Origin of the sequence: Rhizobium sp. B21/90 (assembly GCF_019355815.1) — a bacterium.
In the GTDB taxonomy this organism is placed as follows: domain Bacteria; phylum Pseudomonadota; class Alphaproteobacteria; order Rhizobiales; family Rhizobiaceae; genus Rhizobium; species Rhizobium rhododendri.
Genome location: NZ_CP072162.1, coordinates 190,546 through 200,000 on the forward strand (window position 1 = coordinate 190,546; position 9,455 = coordinate 200,000).

A 9,455-nucleotide genomic window follows, 5' to 3' on the forward strand; every position below is an offset into this window, starting at 1 on the left:
TCCTACTGGAAGAAGTTCGGCAGCTTCACCTTGCCGGAGGCAAGATCGGCAACAAGCGCGTCGACCTGCTTGTTGAGGTCGTCCGGCAGCTTTTCGCCGACAGCGTTGATCTTCGTCATGACCAGGCCCTTGTTGGCGATGCCGGAAACCAGGAATTTCTTTCCGAAAGTGCCTGCCTTGATGTCGTCGACATAGGTCTTGTAGGTCGGGTACATATCGAGCACGATGCTGGCGACATTGACCTTGGCGGCATTTCCGCCGGCTTCGCCGGTGACGCCGATGGTCACGGCCCCGTCCTGCACGGCGGCGGCAGCCACGCCATTGCCGATCCCGTCGCCGGACGTCCAGACGAGCTTTGCGCCTTGGGCGATCATGCCGCGGGTGACCTCGGCGGCCTTCTGCGCATCGTCGAACGAGCCCGTGTAGGTTTCGATCGTCTTTGCAGCCGGATTACCTTCCTTCAGTCCCTGCTTGAAGCCGTTATGCGACGCCTTGACGAAAGCGAGCTCCGGTCCGCCGACCATTCCGACGGTCTCGACGCCGGCCATCTTGCCGGCAATGAAGCCTCCGAGATAACCCTGCTGGCCGAAGTCGTAAGTCCAGCCATCGGCATTCGGCAAAAGGCGATCGGCGAGATCGGGACCTCCAGAGGCGGCAAAATGCACCTTCGGGTAATCCTTGGCTATCTTCAGGATCGGCTCGGAGAGCTCGATGCCGTGGCCGATGATGAGGTCGTAGCCCTTCGCGGCGTATTGACGGATCACCGGCTCGGACTGGCTCGGATCGGCCATCGCTTCACGCAACTCGAACTTGATGTCGCCGCTCTTCTGCAGCTTCTCAGCCGCCTCGCGCGCCACCTGGTTGAACGAGCCATCATTGGCATGGCCCGGAACCAGCAACACGACTTTCAGCGGATCGGCAAAGGCGGTGGAGGCAAAAAGCCCGGAGACAGTCAGGGCTGCGGCGAGGCCGAGAGTGCGAAGGGAAATCATGAAGCGTTATCCTTTGGGAGGAGAGAGGATGGTGAGGCTGCAGGCTCGGAGGACGTGATCTGGATGCGCAAAGAGACAGGATCGAGAGACGGACCGTCGAAACGGTGACTGGTGCGATGTTTCTCGGCAATCGCTGCACCGCTTCGGATTTCGAAACAGGGATCGAGGATCGGATCCTTGATCGACAGTTGCTCGCCCGGAATGCAGACGACCTCAAATACTCCGTAGGCCTCTGGCATGGCGGTGCCGTGCAGCAGGCCGCGTCTCGATGCCGACAGCAGTGCAGCGCCGGAGAGGAAGCCGGCTGGCCGGCTCACTTGACGGCAATCCATGCCGACCGGGCAGATGTCATGAGTTATGGCGCCATCGTCAGAGACACGGACCGCCTCGACAGAACGCTCCATCCACGCGGGCGCTCCACCCCGGATGGTGAAAATATCACCGGCGCGGGCGATATCGATGGCGGCGAGATAGGTCGGCTCGTTCTTTACACCCGACACCGTAAAATGCTGCGGCAGCGCCCTTGCCCATGCGGCAAGATCGAGTTCGGCCGCCTGCGCCTGTCCGCAGCTAAATGCCAGCAGGAAGCCGAATACCGCGCCGCGGGCTACCATGCGCCGAGATCCTTCAGCAGGCGGGCCTTGATGTCGGGATTGGCGAAGGAAGCATTGATGGAGGTTGCAGCCACGGCCCGGCAGGTTTCCTTGTCCCAGCTGTAGGCCGCCGCACAGCCAGCTATCTCATCCGGAAGATCTGTCGCCAGCAATGCGGGATCGTCGGTGTTGACAGAGACGGGGACGCCCGCCTTGCGCAGCCGTTCGAGCGGGTGGGCGCCAAGATCGGGATAGAGCCCGAGCGTCAGGTTGGATGTTGGGCAAACGCCCAGCGCGATCTGCCGGTCGACGAGGATCGTCATCAGTTCCGCATCTTCGATAGCGCGGACCCCGTGGTCGATACGGTCGGCCTCAAGCAGGAAAATGGCATCCCTGACGCCATCAGGGCCGCTGGATTCACCCGCATGCGCTGTCCGCTTCAGGCCGATCCTGCCGGCGAGCCGGAAAGCTTCGGCAAATTTCTCGCCGGTCCTGCCCGCTGCAGCCTCGTTGCCATCGACCGAAAGCGCTACGACCCGAGGGTGGCGCAAGCGGCCAAGTTCCTCGACCACTTCGACAGCCTCCGCCGCACTCTGCTGGCGCAGCAGGCTGATGCACAGGCCGACGGGCGGCAGGCCATCCGCTTCAGCAGCAGCAAAGCCCGCGTCAAGCCCGTGGATCATGCCACCGAGGTTTCCCTTCCACGCACTCCAGTGGGTCGGATTGACAATGACATCGGCATATCCGGTGCCTGCATCCCGCATTCGCTCGCAAAAGGCGTAGGCCGCCCTCGCCAGCTGCTCTTGCGTACGGCAAAGGCCACAGATGAAATCGAGAAAGTCTAGAAAGTCGGAGAGGCCGTCGAACTTAAGCAGTTCGGCTTCGGGGCGCGGTAAAGGCACGTTGTTTTCAGCGGCCAGACTGACAATCGTCGCCGTGTCAAAACAGCCTTCAAGATGAATGTGGATCTCTGCCTTGGGCAAAGTTCTGAAATTCAGGGGCACGCGTGTTTCCGATGCGATGGATACTCTTGCGAGCAAGAGAATTTCACCGGTGCACGTGCTGAACAAGAATTGATTTGCGCATGCACCGTGCGAAAAAACGCAACGCTCAGATCTGCGAGCCCGCCCGACTGGGCTGGCGGATAGAACGCAGGCTTTCGTCGACCAGATCGATCATCATCTGGGCCGCTGCCGAGGTTGGTCGATTGACCGGAGCACAGATGGCGAGAATCTCGTCTTCGATGTTGCGGTCCTCGATAGTGGCGAAAGCCAGCTCTCCGCGCACCAGCTCTCCGTAGACATCGAAAATGCTCAGCACAGCCATGGTTTGCCCCAGCTTGACCATAGACTTGATCAGGGCGATCGAGTTGGTGCTGACCATGCCGGCAAACTCGACCCCGAGGTCGACGAAAGCCTTGTCGATGAATTCGCGGATGCCAAGAGACTGGTCTGGCAAGACAAAGCCATACTGCAAGCAGTCAGCCAATCGGAGGCTTTGAGACAGCGCAAGCGGATGGTTTGCCGCCATGACCAGCCCAGGACGTGCATTTAGCAGCCGAACGGCATCCGAGGCTATCCTGTGCGGCGGATTGAACAGCAGCGCGAAATCGAGTTCCTTGAGATTGAGCTTGCGCAGCAGTTCGTCTGTGCCGCCGATCAGTACGCTGACTTCAATAAGCGGATTGACGCTGTGGAGCTTCTTGATCACGTCCGGAAGAAGTGTATTGCCGAAGCACTCCATTGCCCCGATTGCGATGGAGCCGCGACGCTGGCCCTTAAGGTCACGCAATTGTCCTTCCGCACGCTCCTGTTCCCGCCGCCATCGCCGGATGTCGGCCAGCAGGCGCTCGCCAGCAGCCGTTGGCCGGATCCCTCGCGGCAGCCGCTCGAACAGTGGAAGCCCGATGTCTTCCTCAAGCCGGAGGATCTGCCGGTTGATCGCCGATGCAGAAAGGTTGAGACGTTCGGCGGCCCGTCTGAAAGAGCCTGCACGCGCCACCGCGTCCAGCAGCAACGCGGCCTGGGAGATAAGCTGCATGCGGATATCCCCCTCAGGAGCGTTGCGTTTATTCGCACGATAGCATCGAAAATGGGTTCTTGTCAGCCAGTGGACGATCACCGAAAGTATCTTCATCGTTCGTGAAGGAATATCGCATGACAGACCAAGCCTTCTGGGCAGCCAATGACGAGCGCCTGCTGCGGCATGCCTTTGCGGTTGCAAGCCGGGCCCGGAGCAATGGAAACCATCCGTTCGGGGCAATCCTCGCCGGGCCTGATGGCACGGTGCTGTTGGAACAGGAGAACGCCTATAATCCGACGCAGGACATGACCGGCCATGCCGAGCGCGTTCTGATGACACGGGCGTCGCAGGCCTACCGGCCCCAGTTTCTGGCAGACTGCACGATGTATACCTCCGCTGAGCCCTGCGCCATGTGTTCCGGTGCGGCCTATTGGGCAGGCGTCGGCCGTGTCGTCTATGGCCTCAGCGAAAGTCAGCTGAAGGATATCACCGGAAACCATCCGGAAAACCCAACGCTTGATCTCCCTTGCCGCACCGTCTTTGCGGCCGGCCAGCGGAAAGTTGTAGTCGTCGGGCCTCTTCTTTGCGAGGAAGCCAGCGCATTGCACGACGGTGTCTGGTAGCATCAACTTTCGATAATGTCTGCCATGCAGCCTCTGGGCGCAGCCCTGCTGACCTGACGGGAGTTGCCTTGGTATCGAGCTCAATTGACATCGAAAGCCTGCGATCGCTCTATTCCGACCGCAGCTGCGCGCCTGAGGAAACGCTGCGCAGAATTGCGCCGCTGCTGCTGCGCTACGGCATCACCCGGCTTTCCAGGCTGACCGGCCTGGACAACATCGGCATTCCCGTCTGGAATGCAGTCTCACCCAATGCCCGCTCGATTGTCATCAACCAGGGCAAGGGCATCACGGATATTGATGCCAAGGTCTCGGCTGCCATGGAAGCATTGGAGCGAGCCATCGCCGGCATGCCGGACGTTAAGAAATCCGTGGGAAGCTGGAATTCGCTCACCGCTGCTGGCGCATTGGCTGATCGGCTTGACGGTCTCGTTGCCACCGGACAAGCCGACATTGCGCCGGATGAGCCGGTCGAATGGATCGCCGGCGTCGATCTTCTGTCAGGAGAGCCAACCTATGTCCCTTACGAAGCCGCAGTGCTCGACCGAACCAAGTCGGGCCGGTTCTGGCAGTCATCGGACGGCCTTGCCTCCGGCAACACCGGTGATGAAGCCGTGCTGCATGGATTGTTGGAAAGGATCGAACGCGATGCCTATGTTTTATGGCAAGTGACAAGCCGCGAGCGTCGCCATGGACGCTGCATCGCCGCCAGCGCCTTCCGCGACCCCGTCATTGCCGGCCTTGAGAGGCAGATCACCGAAGCCGGGCTGAAACTCGTCATGTTCGATATCACCAGCGACATCGGAATTCCCTGCTACTCGGCCCTTTTGGGCCCGGCAGACATCACGATGCGACGCCAGCCGCTTTATCGCGATGTCAGCCATGGCAGTGGCGCACACCCAGATCCGATCCGCGCTGCAATCAGGGCCATTACCGAAGCCGCGCAATCGCGCTTGACGTTTATCAGCGGCGCCCGCGACGATATCGATCCCGGTTGCTTTACCCAGCCCCTGCCGGTTGAAACGCTGGAGTGCTTTGCGATCGACCCTGCCCTGCGCCCAATCGAAGCTGTAGCGATATCGGGTGGTCCAGCAGTTTTGCTCTCCATTTCACTCGACGGGCTGAGGCGGGCGGGGATAGGGAGAGCCGTTGCCGTTACTCTATCCGGCCCGGAAATGCCGGTAACCGTCGCCAAGATTTTCGTGCCGGAACTCGAAAATCCCGACGGCGCGCGAAAACGAAAATTCGGCGGAAGGGCAATTTCCCGCGTGCTGGGAGGAGCTTGACGCAGAAGATGCCCTCTCTGACCTGCTTAGTCGCACAGAATGCTTTTCGCGTGGGAGGCCATGTCGTCTCCTTGTCGCCACCATTGCAGTGTTGAAACGCTCAACGGTCGCGTCGAAATCGCAACATTGAAAAGACGGCGACGGTCATTCGCTATCCTGTTAGCCCGGAGAGACCTCGTGGTCCGCTTGACGATCTTGATGGCAGCATTTGCCGCATGCGTACCCGCCCAAGCCTTTGCCCATCCGCATATCTTTATCGACGCCAGGTTCGAGGCCGTCGCCTCGGCGGACGGAACACTGACTGAGCTTCGCAACGTCTGGAAATTCGACGATGTCTTCTCGTCTTCGGTGCTTCTGGACTTCGACAAGAACGAAAACAACACGCTCGACAAATCAGAGTTGCTGGCCGTCGGCAAGACGGTGCGAAACTCGCTCGAGCAATACAAATACTACACCAACGTCACCGTTAACGGCAAAGCGGTCCCCATGGCCAAGCCGGAGTCCATACAGGCCGATTACAAGGACGGCGCGCTGATACTGACCTTTTCTCTCAAGCCCGTGACCAAGACCAAGCTGGTGGGCACGGCTATCTTCGGGATCTACGACCAGACACTTTATACCGCAGTCGATTTCGCCAGCGATAACGACATGGCGACATCGGGCGCCGGCTTTTCCCACTGCAGCCGCAAGGTCGTCCGGCCAAACCCGGACGAGATCATCGCGCAGAACCAGGCGACCCTGACCAGCCTGTTCTTCAACGACCCAATGGGCACGAACTTCTCGCAGCTCGTCGCAACGCGGCTGGAAATGAAATGCTGACGCGCACCTTGCGGGCATGCTCACGCTAAACGGTTCGGATGCCAAAATTATAGTCGACAGAAAAAATGATATGTTATAACAAACCATCGATGCCAGTGGATATCGCGATGTCACCAAACTCAGATCCCTTTCGCCGGTCGCTGATGGGCCGCTCTTCCGTCGCTCGGCTGCTAGTCGTGGCGATTTTGCTTGCCATGCTCTGGCTGGCTATTGCATGGGCGGTAAGTCTCCCATGACGATGCAGCGTATCCGCCTTGAAAACGTTTCGATTGCCTATGCAAAGAACCTGGCGGTCAAGAATATCTCCGGGACCTTCGAAGAGGGAAGCCTGACCGCCATCGCGGGCCCGAACGGGGCCGGGAAATCGACGCTTCTGAAAGGCCTGATGGGCGACCTCAAGCTCAAGTCGGGCGCCATCCATCTCGATGCCCTGCGACCGAAGGATTTCGGTTACCTGCCGCAGGCGGCCGAGATCGATCGGCATTTTCCCCTGAGCGTCGCGGATACCGTCATGCTTGGTGCCTGGAACCGCAGCGGCGCTTTCCGCGGCATTTCGCGTGAGACTGCCGAGCGTGGACGGGCAGCGCTCGAAGCGGTCGGTCTTGGCGGTTTCGAGCGACAGCATATCGGTTCGCTGTCTGCCGGCCAGTTCCAGCGCGTCCTGTTTGCGCGATTGCTGCTGCAGGATGCCAAGGTGATCGTGCTCGACGAGCCGTTCACCGCTATCGATGCCGCTACCACGCGTGACCTGCTGCAGATCATCCACCAGTGGAACGATGACGGTCGCACCATCATAGCGGTGCTTCACGATTTCGAGCAGGTCCGCAGCCATTTCCCGCAAACGCTGCTGATGGCCCGTGAAGCCGTAAGCTGGGGGCCTACAGAAAGCACCATGACAACCGGAAACCTGCAGAAAGCGCGCGCCATGGCCGAAAACGCCTCCATCGAACAGCCGGAGCCGGTAGCCCTGTGATGCTCTACGAAGCCCTTGTCCATCCCTTTATCGAATACGGCTTCATGCGCCGCGCGCTGATCGCCTGCGTAGCCCTTGGGCTAGGCTCCGGGCCCGTCGGCGTCCTGCTGATGCTGCGCCGTATGAGCCTTGTCGGCGACGCCATGAGCCACGCCGTCCTGCCAGGAGCGGCCATCGGCTTCCTCATTGCCGGTGGCCTGTCACTGCCGGCCATGGGTCTCGGCGGCATCGTTGCAGGCCTCGTTGTCGCGCTTCTGTCGGGACTGGTCAGCCGCACCACTGTCCTCAAGGAAGATGCCAGTTTTGCCAGCTTCTACCTCACATCGCTGGCCCTTGGCGTATTGATCGTTTCACTCCGCGGCTCGAACATCGATCTGCTGCATGTGCTGTTCGGCACTATCCTCGCAATCGATGCCACGGCTCTCTACTTCGTCGGCGGAATCGCAACATTCACAGCCATTGTGCTTGCAATCGTCTACCGACCGCTGGTGGCCGAGTGCTTCGATCCCGGTTTCCTACGCTCGGTGCGTGGCCACGGGTCGTTTTACCACGTGCTGTTCCTGTTTCTTGTCGTCCTCAACCTTGTCGCCGGCTTTCAGGCGCTGGGCACGCTGATGGCCGTCGGCCTGATGATGCTGCCAGCCTCGATCGCACAGCTCTGGGCGAAAACCCTGCCGGTGATGCTCACTATTTCGGCATGCGTTGCCGCGCTTTCGGGACTGGTCGGACTGATCGTCTCCTTCCACTTCGGCCTGGCATCGGGACCGACGATCATCCTGGTCGCCGCCTCCCTCTATTGCCTGTCGCTGTTGTTCTGCCCCTCGGGCGCCGTCCGGCGCCTGTTTCCGAGCCGCATCTGATGATGCCAACACAGGAGTGAAAGCGTGACATATCTTCGCACTATCGCATACGCCAGCACAGCGCTGATGGCGTTGACGGCCATGGCCTCAACGGCTTCGGCAAAGACGCTGGATGTCGTTGCAAGCTTCACGGTCCTTGCCGACGTCGTCCACGAGGTCGGCGGCAAGAATGTCGAGGTCAAGACGCTGGTTGGCCCGAACGGCGACCCGCACGAGTTCGAACCATCCCCGGACGACGCCCGCAACCTGAAGGCGGCCGATCTGGTCTTCGTCAGCGGCGACGGTCTGGAAGGATGGATGGACCGACTGATCACAGCGTCCGGCTATAAGGGCAAGCCGATCGTCGTTTCCGAGGGGATCAACACCCGGACGATGGAAGAAGACGGCAAGACCGTCACCGACCCGCATGTCTGGAACAGCCCGGTCAACGTCATGGTCTGGGTGGATAATATCGAAAAAGCCCTGGCTGCTGCCGATCCGGAAGACGCTGCGACCTTCAAGCAGAACGCAGAGAGCTATCGCAAGCAGTTGAAGTCTCTCGATGCCTATGCCCATGAAAAGCTTGATCCGGTGCCCGACGACAAGCGCAAGATTCTCACAAGCCACGACGCATTCGGTTACTTCGGCCGGGAATACAAGGTCAAGTTCCTGGCACCGATCGGCTTTTCGACAGAGACCGAGGCATCGGCTGCCGATGTCGCCAAACTCATCGACCAGATCAAGGCCGAGAACGTCAAGGTCTACTTCTTTGAGAACTCCAACGATCCGAAGCTCGTCAAGCAGGTCGCATCCGCGACCAAGGCACAGCCGGGCGGCGAGCTTTATGTCGAGGCCCTGTCCGACAAAAAGGGCCCTGCATCCACTTATGTAAAGATGTTCCGTTATAACGTTAACCAGATTGCATCCGCACTGGAGAAGAAATAGTCTATCGACGGTAGCGCCAACTGCGGCGCTACCGTCGACCGTCCGGCATTGATTTCCGGTCGCGCCGACCACACCTTGATTGAGCCCGGAGCTTCGTTGATGTAGATCCAGGGATACAAGCGACAACCGGATGCTAGAAACAACATTGGCGACGAGAATTTGACCGTACCGGAAAAGCTCACGAAGAATCAGGCGCTGGTGCTCGGCATCCTCGAAAAGTCACACGAGCCCGTCAGCGCCTATACGATCCTTGAACGCCTTCGTGACGACGGCTTCCGGGCACCGCTTCAGGTCTACCGCGCACTGGAGAAACTGCTGGCCTTCGGCAAGGTCCATCGCCTCGAAAGCATCAATGCCTTCGTCGCC

Annotated in this window: 11 protein-coding genes (1 of these 11 running past the window's edge); 7 read left to right on the forward strand and 4 right to left on the reverse strand. The window is 59.9% G+C overall.

Annotated elements, in window-relative coordinates; all coding sequences use genetic code 11:
- Positions 1-2: 2 nt before the first annotated feature.
- The 4 genes from J5278_RS00885 to J5278_RS00900 form a co-directional block, all read right to left on the reverse strand.
- Complete coding sequence (locus J5278_RS00885; protein ID WP_209182261.1) at positions 3-992, reverse strand: BMP family protein; 990 nt, start codon at positions 990-992, stop codon at positions 3-5.
- Positions 989-1,606, reverse strand: a complete 618-nt coding sequence (locus J5278_RS00890) for a hypothetical protein (protein ID WP_209182259.1) — start codon at positions 1,604-1,606, stop codon at positions 989-991. Before J5278_RS00890 ends, J5278_RS00885 begins: the two co-directional genes overlap by 4 nt.
- Positions 1,600-2,589, reverse strand: coding sequence for an adenosine deaminase (add, locus tag J5278_RS00895; protein ID WP_257623381.1), 990 nt, complete (start codon positions 2,587-2,589; stop codon positions 1,600-1,602). Before add ends, J5278_RS00890 begins: the two co-directional genes overlap by 7 nt.
- 106 nt (positions 2,590-2,695) lie before the next feature.
- On the reverse strand, positions 2,696-3,625 hold the full coding sequence (locus tag J5278_RS00900; RefSeq protein ID WP_209182257.1) for a LysR family transcriptional regulator: 930 nt from the start codon (positions 3,623-3,625) through the stop codon (positions 2,696-2,698).
- Positions 3,626-3,741: 116 nt separating this feature from the next.
- On the opposite strand from J5278_RS00900, the gene J5278_RS00905 reads away from it, so the two are divergent.
- The 7 genes from J5278_RS00905 to J5278_RS00935 form a co-directional block, all read left to right on the forward strand.
- On the forward strand, positions 3,742-4,230 hold the full coding sequence (locus tag J5278_RS00905) for a nucleoside deaminase (protein ID WP_209182255.1): 489 nt from the start codon (positions 3,742-3,744) through the stop codon (positions 4,228-4,230).
- Between the two features lie 68 nt (positions 4,231-4,298).
- On the forward strand, positions 4,299-5,513 hold the full coding sequence (locus J5278_RS00910) for a YcaO-like family protein (RefSeq protein ID WP_247748938.1): 1,215 nt from the start codon (positions 4,299-4,301) through the stop codon (positions 5,511-5,513).
- A gap of 177 nt (positions 5,514-5,690) precedes the next feature.
- Positions 5,691-6,332, forward strand: a complete 642-nt coding sequence (locus tag J5278_RS00915) for a DUF1007 family protein (RefSeq protein WP_209182254.1) — start codon at positions 5,691-5,693, stop codon at positions 6,330-6,332.
- Between the two features lie 232 nt (positions 6,333-6,564).
- Positions 6,565-7,305, forward strand: coding sequence for a metal ABC transporter ATP-binding protein (locus tag J5278_RS00920; protein WP_209182252.1), 741 nt, complete (start codon positions 6,565-6,567; stop codon positions 7,303-7,305).
- On the forward strand, positions 7,305-8,165 hold the full coding sequence (locus J5278_RS00925; RefSeq protein WP_209182250.1) for a metal ABC transporter permease: 861 nt from the start codon (positions 7,305-7,307) through the stop codon (positions 8,163-8,165). The genes J5278_RS00920 and J5278_RS00925 overlap by 1 nt, the downstream gene beginning before the upstream one ends.
- 66 nt (positions 8,166-8,231) lie before the next feature.
- Entirely contained in the window at positions 8,232-9,089 is an 858-nt protein-coding gene (locus tag J5278_RS00930) for a metal ABC transporter substrate-binding protein (protein ID WP_142830238.1), read from the forward strand.
- A gap of 159 nt (positions 9,090-9,248) precedes the next feature.
- Positions 9,249-9,455 carry the beginning of a Fur family transcriptional regulator gene (locus J5278_RS00935; RefSeq protein ID WP_209182248.1) on the forward strand. Its footprint extends 222 nt past the window's final position, so the window shows 207 of its 429 coding nt (coding positions 1-207); it begins with the start codon at positions 9,249-9,251; its stop codon lies off the right edge, out of view.

What these genes read in the sequence shown, in the direction of transcription:
- J5278_RS00885 (WP_209182261.1), bottom strand. Translation starts at nt 992, where the DNA reads ATGATTTCCCTTCGCACTCTCGGCCTCGCCGCAGCCCTGACTGTCTCC.
- J5278_RS00890 (WP_209182259.1), bottom strand. Translation starts at nt 1,606, where the DNA reads ATGGTAGCCCGCGGCGCGGTATTCGGCTTCCTGCTGGCATTTAGCTGC.
- J5278_RS00900 (WP_209182257.1), bottom strand. Translation starts at nt 3,625, where the DNA reads ATGCAGCTTATCTCCCAGGCCGCGTTGCTGCTGGACGCGGTGGCGCGT.
- J5278_RS00905 (WP_209182255.1), top strand. Translation starts at nt 3,742, where the DNA reads ATGACAGACCAAGCCTTCTGGGCAGCCAATGACGAGCGCCTGCTGCGG.
- J5278_RS00920 (WP_209182252.1), top strand. Translation starts at nt 6,565, where the DNA reads ATGACGATGCAGCGTATCCGCCTTGAAAACGTTTCGATTGCCTATGCA.
- J5278_RS00925 (WP_209182250.1), top strand. Translation starts at nt 7,305, where the DNA reads ATGCTCTACGAAGCCCTTGTCCATCCCTTTATCGAATACGGCTTCATG.
- J5278_RS00930 (WP_142830238.1), top strand. Translation starts at nt 8,232, where the DNA reads ATGGCGTTGACGGCCATGGCCTCAACGGCTTCGGCAAAGACGCTGGAT.